We start from the raw sequence: 18,822 nt of genomic DNA on the forward strand, positions 1-18,822 counted from the left end.
GCGCACCTTAACTGGTAGTATTAGCCTCTTTTTAAGGAGCCTGATATGACAAAACAGCCTGAAGACTGGCTCGATGACGTCCCCGATAGCCAAAACGAAGAGGACGAAGATGATGAAATTATCTGGGTCAGCAAGAGTGAAATTAAGCGCGACGCAGAAGAGCTGAAACGTCTCGGCGTTGAGTTGACTGAACTTGGCAAAAACGCGCTGGATAAAATACCGCTGGATCAGGACCTGCGTGCAGCAGTGGAACTGGCGCAACGGATTAAGAAAGAAGGCCGTCGCCGCCAAATACAGTTGATTGGGAAAATGCTGCGTCAGCGTGATGTGGACCCCATTCGCCAGGCGCTTGATAAGCTGAAAAATCGCCACAACCAGCAGGTTGTTGTGTTTCACAAGCTGGAAAGCCTGCGCGACCAGTTGATTACTGGTGGTGATGAGGCCATTGAAGAAGTACTGCGCCTGTATCCGGATGCTGACCGTCAGCAATTACGTTCCCTGGCGCGTAATGCGAAGAAAGAAGTTGCTGGTAATAAACCACCCAAATCCAGCCGCCTGATCTTTCAATACTTGCGCGATCTGGCTGAAAACCAGGATTAATCATCCGGCTGCCTTTCCAATGGCAGCCGTTTTTTTCGTCACCCGTGTGGCGAACTGCTCTTTGTCGCTTTCTGTTGTACCTGGTGCCCGTATTTCACCTGTGCTCTGCCCGCAGACCTGTCACAGATTCACCCGGAAAGTAGTTTCCTGTATCAGTATGCTTGCCAGGCCTGTCTTCAGGCGCTGCATTTTACGCCTGCCACAAAAAGCTGAATCGTTACAACAAAACACCTCATGAAGCACAAGATTAGACAAACAACTTATTTGTTACATTGTAAATCATGATCTGAATCTCATTTATTTACAAAAATTAACACTTAATACAGTGAATTGAAGGGGATCACATTTTCTTGTTACCTGAAAAACTAGTCTTTGCTGAAACAAACATAATCGATTCAGCAAAAGGACGTTCCGATGAAAAAAGCTCTGATCCTCTCAACACTCGCGTTACTCATCTCTGGACAAGTGGCAGCCAAAACCTGGGTGCTGACGGACACTGAAAGCAATACAGAACAAGGAAACTGGCACATCTCCAGCCATCAGCTGAACATAAAATCTTCCCCGTTCAGCATTGAGCAAACTGTGTTGCATGGTGGCAAACAAGAAGGCAGTAAACTGCTGGTTATTAAAAGCCAAAACGGCCTGACTATTACCCTGATTCCCACCCGCGGCATGGATATCCTGCGTGTAGAAGGTTTTGGCGTGCGTATGGGTTGGGATTCACCGGTTAAAGAGGTCGTCAACCCTGCTTACATGAACCTGGAAAGCCGTAACGGACTGGGCTGGCTGGAAGGTTTTAATGAAATGATGGTGCGCTGTGGTTATGAATGGACCGGGCACCCGGGTATGGCAGATGGCCAGCTGTACACCCTGCATGGTAAAGCGGGGAATACACCGGCATCTAAAGTGGAAGTGAGCGTGAGTGACAGCGCACCTTATACCATTACTGTGCGCGGCTTACTGAAAGAGAGCACCTTTAAAAAAGCCGATTTGCAGACCCAAACAGAATTGCAATATGTTCCGGGCAGCAGCCAGTTCAGCATTCATGACGTGCTGACCAATAAAGGTGATTACGACCATGATTACCAGATAATCTATCACAGTAACTTTGGTCAGCCGATTCTGGAAGAAGGTGCGCAGTTCCTCGCGCCAATCGCGCAAATCAGCCCGTTTAATGACTATGCGAAGAAAGGCCTGAGCACCTGGCAGACCTATGCCGGCCCCACCAAAGGCTTTGACGAAATGGTGTTTAATATTGCACCACTGTCCGGAGCCAACCACCAGACACTGGCAGCTGTGGTGAACAAAGCGGGCAACAAAGGCGCAGCTATTCACTTTAACACCACGCAACTTCCGGTTCTGACACTGTGGAAAAATACCGATACGCTGAAACAAGGCTATGTGACCGGCATTGAGCCCGGCACCAGCTATGCCTACCCGGTATCCATTGAACGTGAACAGAAACGTGTGAAACAACTGGCACCAGGCCAGAGCGCACACTTTGATTTAACCTACCAACTGCTGCACTCCGCAAGCGATGTAAACCAGATTAAACAGGATATCGCCACGATTCAGGGTGACAAGAAAGTAGAGGAAATCAGCACACCGATGGCTAAGGAGTAAGACAGCCTTGCCCGCAGGGACGCGGGCTCTCCCACGGTTTCTGGTTATTCAGTCTTATCCGCAGCAGGGCGTTACCGGTCAGCAACAACGGGTAATGATCCGCCAAAATATACATATCGGCAGCAACATCGGTCATCGCCAAAATAATGCATTCAGTGCGTGTACTGCCGATGTTCATAGCCTCAAGACACCGTCTTATTAAAGTATCAGAAGCATTACAGTACATGTTCTCAGAATGAATACAGCACACCCAACGTCGTTCCCACTTCATTGCGGCGGGATACGATTTGGCTGTCCGCAGCATGGGAGCCCAGCCACTGGTAATCAACGCTGACCAGAATTCCCCACTGCTCAGTTAGCTGGTGATCCCATGTCAGGCTGGTATCCACACCGTAAAACCCGCCGGGCGCGGAATAAAATGAGTAACCAGAACGGCGACTCTGCCTGATGTTGACCCCATAGTTCGTATTCATGTAACGGCTATCGCCAAATAAGGCCGCAGAGCTTAATGCAACCGTGTCGGTGCTTGTCTGCCAGGGAACCAGCGTGACAGAAGTCTGGTAACTCACGCCCTGGCTTTCACTCAGAGGCAGAGTAGCCTTGCCTTCCAGAGTCAACCAGGAAGTGGCCGACCAGCCAACCACAATGGCCGTATTCACTGTCGGGTTGATATTCCCCATCCCTTTCAGTTTGTCACTACCATCCCGCCAGAGGGAATTACGTTCTGAACGCCCAAGGCTGTAACCCAGTGTATGCTCCAGCCAGAATCCATTGTCAGTTTGCAGGTCGTATCCCACTCCTTTCTCCGAATCCAGAAAGAATGCGCCATCACGGGCCTGCACAACAGGAACCACCTGCCAGTTATGTTTGTCTGAGCCACTGTAACGGGGGATATTTTGCCCGGCGATGCCAATTGAAATGCTGCGCTGTGCCGGGCTGGTGTCGTCGGCACGTACTGCCGTTGCTGTGCCAGTGAGTGCGAAACAGGCCATATACAACATCAGTTTTCTGGCTATCATTGTGGCTTCTCCGTACCTGTATTGTCAGCGGGCCCTTGTCAGGGGGGCCGGGTGTGCCAGTGAATATACGGAGGCAGTGTCAGTAAACTGTCAGGGGTTTATTAAGAAACGGTCAAGGCGGTCTGAATGTCCGGAAAACGAATACTGATTATTGAAGATGATACAGATGCGGCAGATGTGTTAAGTGCATATTTACGGCGAGAAAACTATGAAGTGAGTGTTGCGGGTGATGGGTTGTCTGGCCTGGACATGAGCCAACAGTTGCGCCCCGACCTTATATTGCTTGATGTGATGCTGCCTGGCCTGAATGGCACAGAAGTGCTGGCAGCAATACGGCGCAAAAGTACCACGCCCGTCATTATGGTGACCGCCATGGGCGACGCGCCAGATAAAATTGGCGCATTGCGATACGGAGCAGATGACTACGTGGTCAAGCCTTATAACCCGGGCGAAGTGGTTGCACGCGTGCAGGCAGTTTTGCGGCGGGTATTCCAGGAGCCGGAAATACAGCTATTGCGCTGGCAGACACTGGAGGTTGATACCTTGATGATGACAGCAGGAGTGCGCGGCAGCGATGGAAAGCTGGGGCTGATTGATTTGACACCAACAGAATTCAGCATGCTCACGGTATTGATGGGGGCACCCGTTCGCCCTTTTTCACGCCAGGATTTGCTGGAGCGTTGCCTGCCAGAGAGCGATGCTCTGGAACGGGCGGTGGACACGCACATTTATAACCTGCGTAAAAAACTGGAAGCGGCCGGCATTTCTGACGTACTGGTCAATGTACGTGGTACTGGTTACCGGTTCCGTCAGCCATGAAGACTTTACAGCAACAGACATTATGGCGCTGGATCTGCGTGCGGGTACTGGCACTGGCTGTGGGTTCCGTTGTGGTTATTGCCTTATGCATGTGGTTGCGCTTCGCCATTGAAAATATTTGGATACTGCACCATATGCCTGCGGATTTGCGTAATGAGTTTGTGCAGTTACGCTCGCATCCGGAAGCCAACCCTGCCCGTTTCCATGAGATTATTGATGCATGGTGGGGGATAAGCTATTCCGACCCGTCGATAGCCTCAGCCGACTGGCTGACTGTCGGGCTTCTGGTCGTGGTCATCATTCCTTTCATTGTGTTTTTTGGGTTACGTTCCGCCCGGCCACTCTCCGTTCAGTTCAGCCATCTGGCGGCGGCGGCGGGTTCAGTCTCCGCAGGTAATTTCAGCACACGGGCAGCACAGGTTGACGGCGCTCCGTTAGAAATGTCCCGATTTACCCAAAACTTCAACGCGATGATGCAGCAACTGGCACGCTATGAACGTGAACTGAAGGCTTCACATGTTGCAATGGCGCATGAACTGCGTTCACCGCTTACTGCCGCTATTGGGCGATTGCAGGGAATGATCGACGGCATATTTACTCCTGAGCCCAGACAACTGGAAATGGTGATGAAGCAACTCCAGTTGCTTAGCCGCCTGACTGATGAATTGCACTTGTTATCACTGGCGGATGCAGGCCAGCTTAGTCTGCATAAATCGGTAACAGACCTCGCCGGGTTACTGCATGAAAAAGCGGCATGGCTGGCGCCACAGGCGCAGGATGCAGGTATGGCGCTGCATGTTATCGCTGATACTCCCTGCCCTTGTGAAGTTGACGCCGTCCGCCTCGGCCAGGTTGTGACTATCGTGATGGAAAACGCGCTGCGATACGCATCTGAAGGTGGTTCACTGACTGCATCAGTGCGGAAAACACCAGGCGGGTATGCAATGGCGTTTAGTGATCAGGGCCCGGGTGTGGCAGCCGAATTTCTGCCAGTGATGTTTGATCGTTTTACACGCGGCGAGTCATCACGGGCGCGGCATTCCGGCGGTAGTGGCCTTGGTCTGTCGATTGCACGAGCTATCTGTTTGGCTCATGGGGGCGCTATCCATGCTGCGCAAGGTGTCGATAAAGGGCTGGTTATCACCATCACGCTTCCTGCCAATAATTCAGTTATCTTGACACGTTCCTGACAGATTGTGGGGGTAAATCCTGACAGTGTTCCGGTGTAATGGCCGGAATACCATTCAGGAGCCTCGCCATGACGGATAATATTCCTGACCTGCCCGGCTATGTTCGGCAGGCTTTTTACCATCTGTTTGCAGCAAACCGGTTGTCCCTGTTGGGATACAGTCTTCTTGTATTGCTCCCGCTTGTGTTACTGCTCACAGCCTGTGGCGAAAAAACCGAGAAGCAGGTGCTGGTACCGCGTCCGGTACGTACCATCACTGCTCCTGCGGCATCCTGGCACGGCGAATTTATGCAGACCGGGGAAATCCACCCTCATGATGAACTGCCACTCGGGTTTCGCCAGGATGGCCGCCTTCTGGCTCGTTTGGTGGATGTGGGCGACCGGGTGAAGGCCGGACAATTGCTGGCAACACAGGAAAGCTCCGTGCAACAAAACCAACTCAACAGCGCGCGTTCCAGCCTGGAGAGTTCGCTTGCTGCGGAGCACCTGGCGGCACTGAATTTACAACGCATGAAACAACTCATGCCCTCTGGCGCCATTGCGCGTGTTCAGTTTGATACAGCACAGTCAGAGTGGTTATCTGCCGTTTCACGCCGCAAAAGCAGTGAGGCGGAGCTGAAAACAGCGCAGGAATACCTTGACTGGGCGCAACTCAAAGCGCCTGCAGCCGGTATTATCACTCAGATTAATGCACAACCAGGGCAAGTGCTTAGTGCCGGGCAAACCGTGCTGACACTCACTGCAGGAGACACCCTTGATGCCATTATCAATGTGGCCAGTCCACAACTGTTTGAACAACACCATGGTGATTTTAATGTCTCACTGGTGAGTGATCCGTCAGTTCACGCCCACGGTATTTTGCGAGATATCAGCCCACAAGCAGATCCACAAACCCGGACCTGGCGAGTTCGCATTCAACTGATAAACCCACCGCAGGGAATGGCACTGGGGGCCAGTGTACAGATCCGCCTGCCTGACTCCGGGCCCGCACTGATTTCACTCCCGGCATCTTCGCTGGCCAGAATTAACGGTGAACCGGCTGTATTCGTCGTGGATCAGGCAACCCACCAGTTGGTGCTCAGGCCAATTAAACTGGGCGGATATACCGCGAACACAATTTTGGTATCCGGCGGTATTACCCCAGGAGATGCTGTTGTCACTGCGGGTGTCAGTAAACTACGGCAAGGAGAAAAGGTTGCTCCTGGGGAGGGAATTCAATGAGCAGGCCCCCCGAAAAATTAACCTTTAATTTGTCTGCATGGGCACTGAATAACCAGCAACTCGTGGTATTTTTCATGCTGCTGGTCATGGTGTGCGGCATCCTGAGCTATGAGCATTTACCTCGCAATGAAGACCCGGCGTTCACCATTAAAACAGCGGTCGTCTCGGCAACATGGCCGGGAGCAAATGTCGAGGACACAGTGAATCTGGTGACGAATACGCTGGAGGAAAAGTTACAGGAGATCCCACATCTGGATTACGTTGAAAGCGACACTCATGCCGGAAAATCAGTAATATTTGTCAACCTGCGTGATGATACGCCTCCGGGTCAGGTAGCCGGAATATGGTACCAGGTACGTAAAAAAATGCAGGATATTGCGTCTTCTTTGCCTGAAGGCGTTCAGGGCCCAGTGGTGGATGATGAATTTGACGATACCTGGGGCACCATTTATGGCTTTACTGCTGAGGGGTTTACCCCCCGTGAACTGCGTGACCGGGTGGAGGCAATTCGCCGCCGGCTAATCTCCGTGCCGGATATCGGTAAAATTCACCTTATTGGCGAACAGGACGAACAGTGGGTTATTGCCTTTTCCCCCAAAAAACTGGCGGGAATGGGAATTGGCCTGCAGCAAGTCAGTGATGCCCTGCGTGCACAGAATGCCGTCCAGCCTGCGGGTGTTTTGCGCACAGAGCACGAAAACATCGCCCTGCACGTCAGTGGGGCGCTCACTACAGCAGATAGCCTGCGGGCCATCACGCTACACATAAATGATCGTTATATTCCACTGACCGACATTGCCACTATTCACCTGGAAAATACCGAACCACCTGAACCCACCTTCCGGGTCAATGGTAAGCCCGCTATTGGGCTGGCAATTTCTATGGTTTCGGGCGGCAATCTCCTGGCATTCGGCAATGCGCTGAATACACGCATGACCCGGCTCAGCGAGCAATTGCCCCGGGGCATTGAAATGGTCAAAGTTGCCGACCAGTCAGCAGTGGTTACCCAGGCTATTCATGGATTTGTCAGAGTGCTTGTTGAAGCGATTATTATCGTACTTGCAGTTTCATTTGTATCACTTGGACTGCGCGCCGGGCTGGTTGTTGCCACCGCAATACCACTGGTACTGGCACTGACATTTACCGGGATGATGCTGGCGGGTATTGGTTTACAGCGCATCTCACTTGGTGCGCTCATCATTGCTCTTGGGCTACTGGTTGATGACGCCATGATAACCGTTGAAACAATGGTCACTCGCCTGGAGATGGGAGACACCCGCAAGGAAGCCGCTTCCTGTGCGTTTAAAACCACCGCATTCCCGATGCTGACAGGAACACTGGTGATGATAGCCGGGTTTATTCCTGTCGGTTTTGCTGCATCGAGTGCAGGGGAGTACTGCTTTACGCTGTTCGCGGTGATGCTAATCGCTTTGTTGTGCTCCTGGGTTGTCGCCATTGTGTTCTCACCGCTGATTGGCGTGAGGATCTTACCGGCAAAAATCAGTTCGCAGCATTCATCCCATTCTGGTGGAAGGCTCCGGCGTGGCTACCACCAACTATTATGTTGTGTATTGCGACACCGGGTAATCACTATCGGCACAGCCCTTATGCTGCTGGGTCTGGCTGCTTATGGCGCCAGTTTTATGCAGGGTGAATTCTTTCCAGCTTCCGACCGGCCAGAGTTACTGGTCAGCCTGACGTTACCGGCAAATGCATCACAAACGGAAACTGCCCGGCAGACTGAACGGCTGGAAAAGGTGTTAATAGATAATCCGGATGTGGATCATTTCTCCAGTTATGTCGGTTCTGGTGCTGTACGGTTTTATCTGCCAATGGATGTTTTGTTGGATAACGAAAATACCGCTCAGTTGGTTATTGTGGCGAAAGATCTCAAGGCCCGGGACCGGTTACGAAAATCCCTGCAAACGCTGCTATCCCAGTCGTTCAGCGATATCACCACCCGTGTTTCCCCACTGGAATTAGGCCCTCCGGTTGGCTGGCCGGTGAAATACCGAATAACCGGCCCGGAATACGCCAAAGTTCAGGTGATTGCCCATCAACTGGCTTCTGTTCTGGGCAACAGCCCTTACACTCGTGAAGTTAACCTTACTGCGGGTGAACCGGAACGGGTCATTACCGTACAAATTAATCAAACTGCCGCCCGGGCCGCAGGTGTTTCCTCACAGAGTATTGCCCAAACACTGCAGACCATTTGGTCTGGTAGTGAAGTGACAACCTTACGTTCCCGCAACAGGTTGCAAGGCGTAGTGCTAAGAGCCAGTGATGCTGAACGCCAGGATATTGCGACATTGTCTGGCCTGTTGCTGACAAATGAGCAAGGGGAGAAGATTCCGCTCAGCCAGGTTGCGACACTGGCATGGGGAGTGGAAGACCCGGTTATCTGGCGACGCCAGCAACTGCCCTTTATCACCGTTCAGACTGACCTGGCCCCGGGCATGCGTGCAGAAGCGGTGTCACAACGACTGAAGCCACAGGTTGACCATTTGCGAGCCACATTGCCAGATGGCTACCAGATTGAAGAAGGCGGAGTGGTGGCCGAATCGGATAAAGGCAATCGTTCCGTTTATGCCGTGTTGCCAGTGACCTTAGTTGTGATGCTGATTTTGCTGATGATACAGCTCCAGCGTTTTTCCCGGATGCTTCTGGCGCTGTTAATGGCACCTTTCGGCCTTATTGGTATTGTTCTGGCAATGCTGCCAGCCGGTATACCAATGGGGTTTGTTGCACTACTGGGCGTTATCGCTTTGGCAGGTATGATAATCCGCAATGCGGTTATTCTGATCAGTGAGGCAGACGGTAACCTGCAAAAAGGCATGGGGTCTGATACTGCGATTATTGCGGCAGCAGAACACCGGGCACGGCCAATACTGCTAACTGCCTGCGCTGCAATCCTGGGTATGTTGCCAATTTCTGAACAGGTATTCTGGGGGCCTATGGCCTATGCCATCATCGGCGGCTTGCTGGTCGCGACCCTGGTCACTCTGACAGTATTACCTGCCGCACTAAGTATGGTCATGCAAAGAGAACACCCACTCACAGCACAATGATCTGCCAGCACAGAGCCAGTTGCGCGCCGTGTCAGCCACACAGCTTCCTCTCACCCGCTGCGCCCGGCGCCCGCAGGGGGCAGTGGCCCGCCAGGCACGCCTCAACGATTTAGAGGCCACACCCCACACCCGTCTGTAATATCTCAGCAAAAATCAAAGAAAACAGACAACGCACAAATCCAACAGCCACACCAGACAACACAAAAAGCCCCGCTACTTGCAGCGGGGACAGTTCGCGTAAGACCGGTGAACCGCAGAAAGGAAGACAAGGTTATTCCGCCCGGATGGCGGAATAAGGCGAACCGAGGCAGGATGCCGAGTCGAGCCGGCCGCAGGCTGACTGCCCGGAGGTGAACGCAGTGCGCAGCACCGGTCGCCCGCGAAAACGGGGATTGCAAAGGGGGCGAGCCCCCTTTAGCCCGTTCACTGGCTGTGTAGCCACATTAGTCACCTCACTTCAGGTGAACGGAACTTTCACATCAGTCCAGGTGAACGCAAACAACCACACTGCAAGTGAACGGAACTGTCACCACTGTAACAGTAAATCTGCCAGTACTGAGCAAATTGCGCGCCGTGTCAGCCACACTGCTTCCTCTCACCCACTGCGCCCGGCGCCCGCAGGGGGCACTGGCCCCCTGCACCCCCTTTTGTGGCCGGCAAAATCGCCGCTACGCGGACATTCGGCTTACCCCGGCGGCCTGTTCGGGTACCGCTCCGAGTCGGCTTCCTGCCTCCCGTCGCTCTGCCTGCGTCCTGCAGGCAGCCCCGGCCCGCCAGGCACGCCTCAACGATTTAGAGGCCACCCAAACCCACCCGTTTGTAAGCCAGCAGCAAAAAATAAAGAAAACAAATAACACACAAATCCTCCAGCCACACCAGACAACACAAGAAAATAGCCACTTGCAGCGGGGACAGTTCGCGTAAGACCGGTGAACCGGAGAAAGGAAGACAAGGTTATTCCGCCCGGACGGCGGAATAAGGCGAAACGAGGCAGGACGCCGAGTCGAGCCGGCCGCAGGCTGACTGCCCGGAGGTGAACGCAGTGCGCAGCACCGGTCGCCCGCGAAAACGGGGATTGCAAAGGGGGCGAGCCCCCTTAGCCCGTTCACAGGCTGTGAAGCCACATTAACCACATCACTGGAAGTGAACGGAACCTTCACATCACTAGAAGTGAACGGAACCTTCACATCAGTCCAGGTGAACGGAACAGCCACCGCAGTAACAGTAATCTGCCAGTACTGAGCAAATTGCGCCCCTCTCCTACTCCACTGAACGCTGCGCCTTCACCTCCAGCGCATCCAGCAACTTCTGATGAATCCCACCAAAACCACCATTACTCATCACCAGAATCACATCACCTGGTTGCGCCGATTTACTTATCATATCCACCAGCGTATCAAGGTCTGCACTCCAGTGTGCTGGCTGAACACAGGCTTCAGCGACTTCGGCAACCTGCCAGGGAATATGCTGTGGCTGGAACAAAAAGACTTCGTCGGCCCGGCCCAAAGATGGCGCGAGGTCATCTTTGCTGATCCCCATTTTCATGGTGTTGGAACGTGGTTCCAGCACCGCGAGGATGCGTTTGGTGCCACCGACTTTACCGCGTAAGGCCGCAAGCGTTGCCAGAATGGCTGTTGGGTGATGCGCAAAATCATCATATACCGTGACCCCATTCGCTTCACCACGCAATTCCAGACGGCGACGGGCATTGATAAAGGAACCCAACGCTTTCGCGGCATCTGCGGGGGCCACACCAACATGACGCGCAGCTGCAATTGCCATCAGGCCATTGTGCATATTGTGCTCGCCAACCAGCGCCCAGTCTACTGCCGCAACCTGTTCACCATCCAGCCACACTTCCCACTGTGAAGCATCCTGGTTTGCTTTTTTCGCCAGCCAGTGCCCTTGTTCACCAACCAGTTCTTGTTCACTCCAGCAGCCCATTGCCATAACCTGTTTCAGGTTAGTATCGTGCTCCGGCAGAATAATACGCCCCTGTCCTGGCACAATACGCACCAGGTGGTGGAACTGTTTCTGAATGGCTTTCAGGTCGTCAAAAATATCGGCGTGATCAAACTCAAGGTTATTGAGAATCAATGTCCGTGGGCAGTAATGTACAAACTTGGATCGTTTATCAAAGAAGGCGCAATCATATTCATCGGCTTCAATAACAAAGAACGGGCTTTCACCCAGCCGGGCAGAAACATCAAAATTACCTGGCACGCCACCAATCACAAAACCGGGCTGGTAGCCACACTCTTCCAGGATCCAGTTAACCATCCCAGCTGTTGTCGTCTTGCCATGCGTACCCGCAACAGCAATCACCCAACGGTCGCGCAGAACGAAATCATGTAACCATTGTGGCCCGGACATGTACGGGATACTTTTTTCCAGCACCGCCTCAACGCAAGGATTACCACGCGTCATCGCGTTACCGATGATAACCAAATCGGGTTGCGGTTCCAGTTGGCTGGCATCATAGCCCTGAATCAGGTCTATACCCTGTTTTTCCAACAATGTGCTCATTGGCGGGTACACATTGTCATCGGACCCGGTTACTTCATGCCCTAAAGCCCGTGCCAGCATGGCAAGGCCGCCCATAAACGTGCCACAAATTCCCAGAATATGAATACGCATAGCTCTGTCCTTTTCCTTTCTGGCGCACATTCTACCCGTATGTTCTATGATGAATAAATGACTTTTCAGCGAAATCCCATCCTTGCTGGCGCGATTCATCTGTGCGCGTTTATTTTAAACTTTGTTAGTATTGTTTTATTCGCTTTACTCAACCGCTTTACTCCACTGAATGCAGGGAAAGTGTTATGAAAACGTTAGGTGAATTTATTGTCGAAAAGCAGCACGAGTTTTCTCACGCCACCGGGGAACTCACTGCATTGTTATCGGCGATAAAACTGGGTGCCAAAATCATCCACCGCGATATCAACAAAGCAGGTCTGGTTGATATTCTGGGTGCCAGTGGTGCCGAGAATGTTCAGGGTGAACAACAGCAAAAGCTGGATTTGTTTGCCAATGAGAAACTGAAAGCTGCACTGAAAGCCCGCGATATCGTTGCCGGCATCGCTTCTGAAGAAGAAGACGAAATTGTTGTTTTCGAAGGGTGTGAGCATGCAAAATATGTTGTGCTGATGGACCCACTGGATGGCTCTACTAATATCGACGTTAACGTCTCTGTTGGTACTATCTTCTCTATTTACCGCCGCGTTACACCAGTCGGCACGCCTGTTACTCTGGAAGATTTTCTGCAACCCGGCAACCAGCAAGTGGCTGCAGGCTACGTAGTCTATGGCTCATCCACCATGCTGGTTTACACAACCGGTTGCGGTGTTCATGCCTTTACCTACGATCCATCACTGGGGGTTTTCTGCCTGTCTCAGGAGCGCATGAATTTCCCACCGAAAGGCAACACCTACTCCATTAATGAAGGGAACTACATTAAATTCCCACAAGGTGTGAAAAAGTACATTAAGTACTGCCAGGAAGAAGACAAGGCCACCAACCGTCCATACACTTCCCGCTATATCGGTTCCCTGGTTGCTGACTTCCACCGTAACCTGCTGAAAGGCGGTCTGTACCTGTATCCCAGCACAGCAAGCTACCCGGAAGGCAAACTGCGCCTGTTATACGAATGCAACCCTATGGCGTTCCTGGCCGAGCAGGCTGGCGGCAAAGCAAGTGATGGTAAACAGCGTATTCTGGATATTCAGCCAGACAGCCTGCACCAGCGCCGCCCGTTCTTTGTGGGTACAGAACAAATGGTTAATGACCTGGAGCGCTTTATGCGCGAATACCCGGATTCATTGTAAGCCTGGTAATCAGGTCAAACAGGGCGTATAAGCGCCCTGAGTCTGATGACAAACCTCATGTCCGCACAGAAAGAGAGGATGTCACCCAATAAAAAACAAGGAAAATCAATTTATTGATTTTCGGCTGCTAACTAAAAAGAAGGAAAAACCACGCTTTTTCCTTCTTTTTCATCAATCTGACAGGGCGTATCAGCGCCCTGTTTGTATTGCGTATCAGGCAGGGAGTGCCAGCGGCTGTTCAGCTTTTTGCTTATCACTTTCAACCACAGAGGCATCCTCAGCCAGTTTAAACTCCCGAACCACAGCCATTAGTTGCCGTGACTGATTCTCCATCGCCTGCATAGATGAAGCAGAAGCCTGTACCAGGCCGGCATTTTGTTGTGCCGCATCGTCCATCTGATTCACCGCGATATTAATTTGCTCAATTCCATGGCGTTGTTCTTCAGAAGCGGTGGCTATTTCACGCACCAGTTTGGTCATGCGCAAGACTTCCGTGGCTATCTCATCAATCGTTTCCCCGGCTTCCAGGGCCAGTTGCTGGCCTTCATCAACGTGTTCACGGGAGGCCAGGATTAAAGAGCGAATTTCTTTTGCAGCATCGGCGCTGCGCTGAGCCAGATTACGTACCTCACTGGCAACCACGGCAAACCCGCGCCCTTGCTCACCAGCACGCGCCGCTTCCACAGAGGCGTTAAGCGCCAGGATATTGGTTTGAAAGGCAATACCATCGATAACACCAAGAATGTCGCCGATTTTTCGGGAGCTGGTCGCGATATCCTGCATTTTTTCGATGACATAACAGACTTTCTCACTCCCCTGATCTGCCGTGTCGGACACATGCAGCGTCATATCATGGGCCTGATGAGCGTTATCAGCATTCTGTTTCGCTGTCGCGGTAATCTGCTCCATACTGGCTGCTGTTTGCTCTAATGAACTGGCGGTACTTTCGGTACGCTGAGCCAGTTCTGTATTGCCGTTAAGCAATATCTGGCTTCCCTGGTCAATACCCTGTGCCGCGCTTTTCACCTGGCTCATTGAATTCACCAAAGCCGTTCGCATGGCATCAATGGCCTGGCTCAGGCGCCCCAGTTCATTGCGGTTATGGTAACTGGCCGTCCGGGTCAGGTCGCCCTGAGCGACCTGCTCAAGCAGCGCTATGACATTATCAAGTGGGTGCAAAAAGCGGTGGCGCAGCATCAGCCAGGCAATAACCATCACTCCTACAGTTGCCAGTAGCGCAACAACCATCAGGTACAATACCCTGTTCTTTCTGGTCTGTACGCTCTGAACCTGCTGGTTACTGTATTCAGTTGACCAGGACTGGAATGCCTTCATCCGGCCATCAAACTGGTTTGCCAGGGGCACCAGCTGGTTTTCCAGCAAGTTATAATAGTCATCTGCACTTTGCTTGTTCAGTGCAGCCTGCATGGGAACAATGCCTTGTGCATCGTAATCGGAGAAACTTTTGCCTACTGCCTGCAGTAATTCCTCCCCTTTGGTGTCGTTAATCCCACCGGCAACTTGTGTCGTGATGTTTTTACGTGCACGGGCGATATTACTATTAACCTTTTTAACCAACGTAGCGGCATCATCCAGCATGCCAATTTCCATTAAACGAACGGCCTGCCCGGAATCATTGCGCGCACGTAGTAAGGCGATATAGCTCTGGTTTATAACCGCCAGTTGCTGGCTGTGTAACTTGTTAATTTGCTGTAGTGAAGAGGCGCTGTTCTGGAGCGCATAAATACCGATTGCGCTTACCATCAGTATCAGAAATGTCATTATGGCTAACAGGGAGAGCAATGCGGTACGTAGAGAAAGATGTCGTAACATAAAAGAGCCCCGATAGTGGCAAGAACGATTAAAAATATAACAGTACGGTTATCGTCCACTACCGGGGGAAGTTTAATTATTTTTCATGAAGTTACGTCTTTGTTGGCTCTATGTTAACCCTGTTAACAGGAACACTTTGCCGCCCTTCCCAGAACGCCATCAGGCCGCGCTGCATTGCAATAAAAATAAATAACAGAATGCCGATAGCGATTTTGGTCCACCACGAACTCAGCGTGCCATCGAAGTTAATATAAGTCTGAATTAGCCCTTGAATAGACACACCAAACAGAGTACCCAGCACCGTTCCCACACCACCACTAAGTAACGTGCCGCCAATGACTACAGACGCGATGGCATCCAACTCCACTCCAACACCGGCCAGAGCATAACCCGCTGAGGTATAAATAGAAAAAATAATCCCCGCCAGCGTTGCCAGCCCAGTGGAAAGCATATAAATGCCAATGGTGGTGCTGCGGGTTGAAATCCCCATCAGGTTCGCAGATGTGGCACTGCCACCAATGGCATAGACCCGGTTACCAAACTGAGTGCGGCTTGCCACCAGAATGCCAAACACTACCACCACTAACATCACCACACCCAGAAAACTCAGGCGACCACCGCCAGGTATACGCCAGGCCAGAGTGGATAAGGTTTCATAGACAGGGTTATTGATAGGAATTGACTCTTCAGACAACAGATAACTGGCACCCCGTAAGAAGAACATCCCGGCAAGGGTGATGATAAAAGCGGGGATCTTCAGGCTGTCTATCAGTAACCCCATGAAAGCACCGAACCCACATCCCATCAGCAGGATCAATGGAAATGCCACTACCGGAGACATCCCCCAGTCACCCAGCGCTTTTGCCAGAAACACCCCGGTAAAAGCAATAACCGACCCAACTGAAAGATCGATCCCACCGGAGATAATCACAAAGGTCATGCCAACAGCGATAATCCCCAGAAAGGCATTATCGGTCAGGATATTACAAATGACCCGGGTTGAGGCGAAGCCCGGAAACTTAGCCAGGCAGAACAGGTAGCCGAGAATAAACACCAACAGGGTGATCACCAGCGGCAAATTACGCTTCATCATGGCGGCGCCACCTTTTAATCAATGAGATAAAACGCTGTGACTGAACAACCAGCACGCACAGTACGACGATGGCTTTCACCACCTGGTTCATTTCCGGCGGAAAACCGGACAGCAGAATCCCGGTGTTCATACCCTGAATAATCAGCGCCCCCACCACCGACAACACCATATTGAAACGCCCACCCATCAGCGAACCGCCACCGATAACCACGGCAAGAATCGCGTCCAGTTCGAGCCACAACCCGGCATTATTGGCATCGGCACCACGAATATCCGCCGCAACAATGACCCCGGCAATTGCCGCACATAAACCGCTCAACACATAGGTAAGCATCACGACAATACGGGTATTCACCCCGGCGTTTTTTGCCGCACGAATGTTGATCCCTGCCGCTTCAATAAACAGCCCCAGTGCGGTTTTGCGCACCAGAACCCAGAACGCGACCAACGTAACCAGAGTAATTACCACGGGTGTAGGGAAGAACAACAGCGAACCACTACCCAGCCAGGCAAGATGGGGCGAGTTAAAGGTAACAATTTGCCCGGAGGTGATAAGCTGCGCCACGCCGCGCCCGGCGACCATCAGAATCAGGGTGGCAACAAATGGCTGAATTTTGAGTATGGCGACCAGAATACCATTCCATAACCCGGCCAGCATGCCGACGCCCAGTGAAGCCAGAATCACCACCGCCAGAGAATGCCCCTGCACTGTCAGTGCGGCGGCTGTGGCCCCGGCAATTGCCATGGTTGCCCCAACAGACAAATCAATACCGCCGGTGGCAATTACCAGCGTCATACCAATCGCCAGTAATGCCACCGGTGCGGCACGGTTAAGGATATCAATGGGGCTGCCAAACAGGCGGCCATTCTGCAAAATAACCTGAAAAAAGTGGGGAGCGACCAGGCTGTCTACCACTAACACCAACAGTAACGCAATCAATTGCGGGGTGCCCTGCGGCCAGCGGAAACTGCGGCGCTGCTGCCCGGGACCTGATAACGAATGCGGCATCACAATCTCCTCCTTATGCCGCAATGGCATTCATAATGGCGGCGACAGAGAGATCTTTAAGGGGGATCTCGGCAATTTGCTGGCGATCTCGCATGATCACCACCCGGTCGGCATAGCCCACTAACTCTTCAAGTTCCGACGAGATAACCAACAACGCCAGACCATCCGCACAGAGTGTTTCTATCAGGCGGATAATTTCAGCGTGTGCGCCCACATCAATACCGCGGGTCGGTTCATCGAGGATCAGAAATTGGGGTTTGGTGAGCAGCCAGCGGGATAACAAGACTTTTTGTTGATTCCCACCAGATAAAAATTCGATGGGTTGTTCCATGCCTGGCGTACGAATACCCAACTGGCGTATAAACCGCTCGGCTATCTGCTGCTGTTCTTTACGCGGAATGGGGCGTAACCAGCCACGCTGCGCCTGTAGCGCCAGAATGATATTTTCCCGAACAGAAGCTGCAGCAATGATCCCGTCAGTTTTTCGGTCTTCGGGGCAGAAGCCAATTCCAGCGCAGGAAGCCTGATGCGGAGTACGCAGCGACATCGTTTTGCCTTTAATTGCCACACGACCACTGTCGGAAGGCCGAATGCCAAAAATCACCTCTGCGGTTTCGGTCCGCCCGGAACCCAGCAGGCCTGCCAGGCCGACAATTTCGCCCGGGCGCACCGTCAGGTCGAATGGTTTGATTACGCCTTTCTTGCCGTAGCCGGTAAGTTCCACCACCGGTTTGTCGCTCAGTAGTGTTCGCCCGGCTCGCTGCAGCGCGTTTTGTTCAAGCTCACGGCCCAGCATCATCTTAACCAGTTCAATTTGTGGCAAATCTGCGGTGTTCTCCGTGCCAACAAACGCACCGTTACGCAATACGGTAATTCTGTCAGTCACTTCATAAACTTGATCGAGAAAGTGGGTGACAAAGATAAGGCTGGTGCCCTGATCACGCAGTTGGCGCATCAGGGTGAACAACATTTCAACTTCTTTGGTATCAAGGCTTGCGGTGGGTTCATCCAGAATCAGAACTTTGGCTGACAGGTCCACAGCCCGGCAGATAGCAACAATTTGCTGCATGGCAACCGAATAACGATTCAGGGGTTCACGCACATCCAGTTCAAAACCGTAAGAAGCCATTAACTTGCTGGCCCGTCGGAAAATTTCTTTGCGTTGCAGTAAACCAAACCGGCGGGGTTCGCGACCAATAAACAGGTTGTCGGCCACAGACATATTCGGAAGCAGGTTAACTTCCTGATACACCGTACCGATGCCCATGCGCTGTGCGTCTGCTGTGTTTTTCGGCGAGACAGACTGACCTTCCAGGTAAATAGCCCCGGTATCACGCTGATAAACGCCAGTGAGGCATTTGATCAATGTTGATTTACCGGCACCATTTTCACCCAACAGGGCCATTATCTCGCCCCGGCGTAGTTGAAAATCGACATGGTCCAGCGCTTTCACGCCGGGGAAAAATTTACTCAGGCCTTCCGTGCGCAAAATTTCCTGATTATCACGGGTGTTCATCGCGGAGT

Annotated in this window: 13 protein-coding genes; 7 read left to right on the forward strand and 6 right to left on the reverse strand. The window is 52.2% G+C overall.

Annotation, left to right across the window (positions count from 1 at the left end):
- Positions 1 to 45: 45 nt before the first annotated feature.
- Together yjgA and MPHASIOC01_RS24535 are read left to right on the forward strand one after the other, a co-directional pair.
- Complete coding sequence (gene yjgA, locus MPHASIOC01_RS24530) at positions 46 to 600, forward strand: ribosome biogenesis factor YjgA (protein WP_036114137.1); 555 nt, start codon at positions 46 to 48, stop codon at positions 598 to 600.
- A gap of 414 nt (positions 601 to 1,014) precedes the next feature.
- Positions 1,015 to 2,223, forward strand: a complete 1,209-nt coding sequence (locus MPHASIOC01_RS24535) for an aldose 1-epimerase family protein (protein WP_064598328.1) — start codon at positions 1,015 to 1,017, stop codon at positions 2,221 to 2,223.
- Positions 2,224 to 2,453: 230 nt separating this feature from the next.
- On the opposite strand, the gene MPHASIOC01_RS24540 is transcribed toward MPHASIOC01_RS24535, so the two are convergent.
- Positions 2,454 to 3,242 (reverse strand): MipA/OmpV family protein, encoded by a 789-nt coding sequence (locus tag MPHASIOC01_RS24540; RefSeq protein WP_064598325.1) that lies wholly within the window; start codon positions 3,240 to 3,242, stop codon positions 2,454 to 2,456.
- 126 nt (positions 3,243 to 3,368) lie between these two features.
- On the opposite strand from MPHASIOC01_RS24540, the gene MPHASIOC01_RS24545 reads away from it, so the two are divergent.
- The 4 genes from MPHASIOC01_RS24545 (at position 3,369) to MPHASIOC01_RS24560 (ending at position 9,539) form a co-directional block, all read left to right on the forward strand.
- The gene (locus tag MPHASIOC01_RS24545) at positions 3,369 to 4,061 is read left to right on the forward strand and encodes a response regulator (RefSeq protein WP_064598324.1); all 693 of its coding nucleotides are present in this window, start codon (positions 3,369 to 3,371) and stop codon (positions 4,059 to 4,061) included.
- Positions 4,058 to 5,251: a cell wall metabolism sensor histidine kinase WalK gene (locus MPHASIOC01_RS24550; RefSeq protein WP_064598322.1), complete on the forward strand. Its 1,194-nt coding sequence runs from the start codon at positions 4,058 to 4,060 to the stop codon at positions 5,249 to 5,251. The genes MPHASIOC01_RS24545 and MPHASIOC01_RS24550 overlap by 4 nt, the downstream gene beginning before the upstream one ends.
- Before the next feature lie 68 nt (positions 5,252 to 5,319).
- Entirely contained in the window at positions 5,320 to 6,471 is a 1,152-nt protein-coding gene (locus tag MPHASIOC01_RS24555) for an efflux RND transporter periplasmic adaptor subunit (protein WP_353613489.1), read from the forward strand.
- The gene (locus MPHASIOC01_RS24560) at positions 6,468 to 9,539 is read left to right on the forward strand and encodes an efflux RND transporter permease subunit (protein WP_353613490.1); all 3,072 of its coding nucleotides are present in this window, start codon (positions 6,468 to 6,470) and stop codon (positions 9,537 to 9,539) included. The genes MPHASIOC01_RS24555 and MPHASIOC01_RS24560 overlap by 4 nt, the downstream gene beginning before the upstream one ends.
- 1,260 nt (positions 9,540 to 10,799) lie before the next feature.
- On the opposite strand, the gene mpl is transcribed toward MPHASIOC01_RS24560, so the two are convergent.
- Positions 10,800 to 12,176: a UDP-N-acetylmuramate:L-alanyl-gamma-D-glutamyl-meso-diaminopimelate ligase gene (mpl, locus tag MPHASIOC01_RS24565; RefSeq protein WP_353613491.1), complete on the reverse strand. Its 1,377-nt coding sequence runs from the start codon at positions 12,174 to 12,176 to the stop codon at positions 10,800 to 10,802.
- Positions 12,177 to 12,361: 185 nt separating this feature from the next.
- On the opposite strand from mpl, the gene fbp reads away from it, so the two are divergent.
- Positions 12,362 to 13,363 carry a class 1 fructose-bisphosphatase gene (gene fbp / locus MPHASIOC01_RS24570; RefSeq protein WP_064598315.1) on the forward strand — a complete coding sequence of 334 codons (1,002 nt, stop codon included), beginning with the start codon at positions 12,362 to 12,364 and terminating at the stop codon, positions 13,361 to 13,363.
- A gap of 213 nt (positions 13,364 to 13,576) precedes the next feature.
- Here fbp and MPHASIOC01_RS24575 read toward each other — a convergent pair whose 3' ends face one another.
- From MPHASIOC01_RS24575 to ytfR, 4 genes are all read right to left on the reverse strand, one after another.
- Positions 13,577 to 15,196, reverse strand: coding sequence for a methyl-accepting chemotaxis protein (locus MPHASIOC01_RS24575; RefSeq protein WP_353613492.1), 1,620 nt, complete (start codon positions 15,194 to 15,196; stop codon positions 13,577 to 13,579).
- A gap of 91 nt (positions 15,197 to 15,287) precedes the next feature.
- Positions 15,288 to 16,289, reverse strand: a complete 1,002-nt coding sequence (gene yjfF, locus MPHASIOC01_RS24580) for a galactofuranose ABC transporter, permease protein YjfF (protein WP_064598311.1) — start codon at positions 16,287 to 16,289, stop codon at positions 15,288 to 15,290.
- Positions 16,276 to 17,298: a galactofuranose ABC transporter, ATP-binding protein YtfT gene (gene ytfT, locus MPHASIOC01_RS24585; RefSeq protein WP_064598309.1), complete on the reverse strand. Its 1,023-nt coding sequence runs from the start codon at positions 17,296 to 17,298 to the stop codon at positions 16,276 to 16,278. Before ytfT ends, yjfF begins: the two co-directional genes overlap by 14 nt.
- 13 nt (positions 17,299 to 17,311) lie before the next feature.
- Complete coding sequence (gene ytfR / locus MPHASIOC01_RS24590) at positions 17,312 to 18,814, reverse strand: galactofuranose ABC transporter, ATP-binding protein YtfR (RefSeq protein WP_064598307.1); 1,503 nt, start codon at positions 18,812 to 18,814, stop codon at positions 17,312 to 17,314.
- Positions 18,815 to 18,822: the final 8 nt, after the last annotated feature.

Source organism: Mangrovibacter phragmitis, assembly GCF_040429585.1.
GTDB classification, from domain to species: domain Bacteria; phylum Pseudomonadota; class Gammaproteobacteria; order Enterobacterales; family Enterobacteriaceae; genus Mangrovibacter; species Mangrovibacter phragmitis.

What these genes read in the sequence shown, in the direction of transcription:
- MPHASIOC01_RS24560 (WP_353613490.1), top strand. Translation starts at nt 6,468, where the DNA reads ATGAGCAGGCCCCCCGAAAAATTAACCTTTAATTTGTCTGCATGGGCA.
- MPHASIOC01_RS24540 (WP_064598325.1), bottom strand. Translation starts at nt 3,242, where the DNA reads ATGATAGCCAGAAAACTGATGTTGTATATGGCCTGTTTCGCACTCACT.
- MPHASIOC01_RS24545 (WP_064598324.1), top strand. Translation starts at nt 3,369, where the DNA reads ATGTCCGGAAAACGAATACTGATTATTGAAGATGATACAGATGCGGCA.
- ytfR (WP_064598307.1), bottom strand. Translation starts at nt 18,814, where the DNA reads ATGAACACCCGTGATAATCAGGAAATTTTGCGCACGGAAGGCCTGAGT.
- MPHASIOC01_RS24555 (WP_353613489.1), top strand. Translation starts at nt 5,320, where the DNA reads ATGACGGATAATATTCCTGACCTGCCCGGCTATGTTCGGCAGGCTTTT.
- fbp (WP_064598315.1), top strand. Translation starts at nt 12,362, where the DNA reads ATGAAAACGTTAGGTGAATTTATTGTCGAAAAGCAGCACGAGTTTTCT.
- mpl (WP_353613491.1), bottom strand. Translation starts at nt 12,176, where the DNA reads ATGCGTATTCATATTCTGGGAATTTGTGGCACGTTTATGGGCGGCCTT.
- MPHASIOC01_RS24575 (WP_353613492.1), bottom strand. Translation starts at nt 15,196, where the DNA reads ATGTTACGACATCTTTCTCTACGTACCGCATTGCTCTCCCTGTTAGCC.
- MPHASIOC01_RS24550 (WP_064598322.1), top strand. Translation starts at nt 4,058, where the DNA reads ATGAAGACTTTACAGCAACAGACATTATGGCGCTGGATCTGCGTGCGG.
- MPHASIOC01_RS24535 (WP_064598328.1), top strand. Translation starts at nt 1,015, where the DNA reads ATGAAAAAAGCTCTGATCCTCTCAACACTCGCGTTACTCATCTCTGGA.
- yjfF (WP_064598311.1), bottom strand. Translation starts at nt 16,289, where the DNA reads ATGATGAAGCGTAATTTGCCGCTGGTGATCACCCTGTTGGTGTTTATT.
- yjgA (WP_036114137.1), top strand. Translation starts at nt 46, where the DNA reads ATGACAAAACAGCCTGAAGACTGGCTCGATGACGTCCCCGATAGCCAA.
- ytfT (WP_064598309.1), bottom strand. Translation starts at nt 17,298, where the DNA reads ATGCCGCATTCGTTATCAGGTCCCGGGCAGCAGCGCCGCAGTTTCCGC.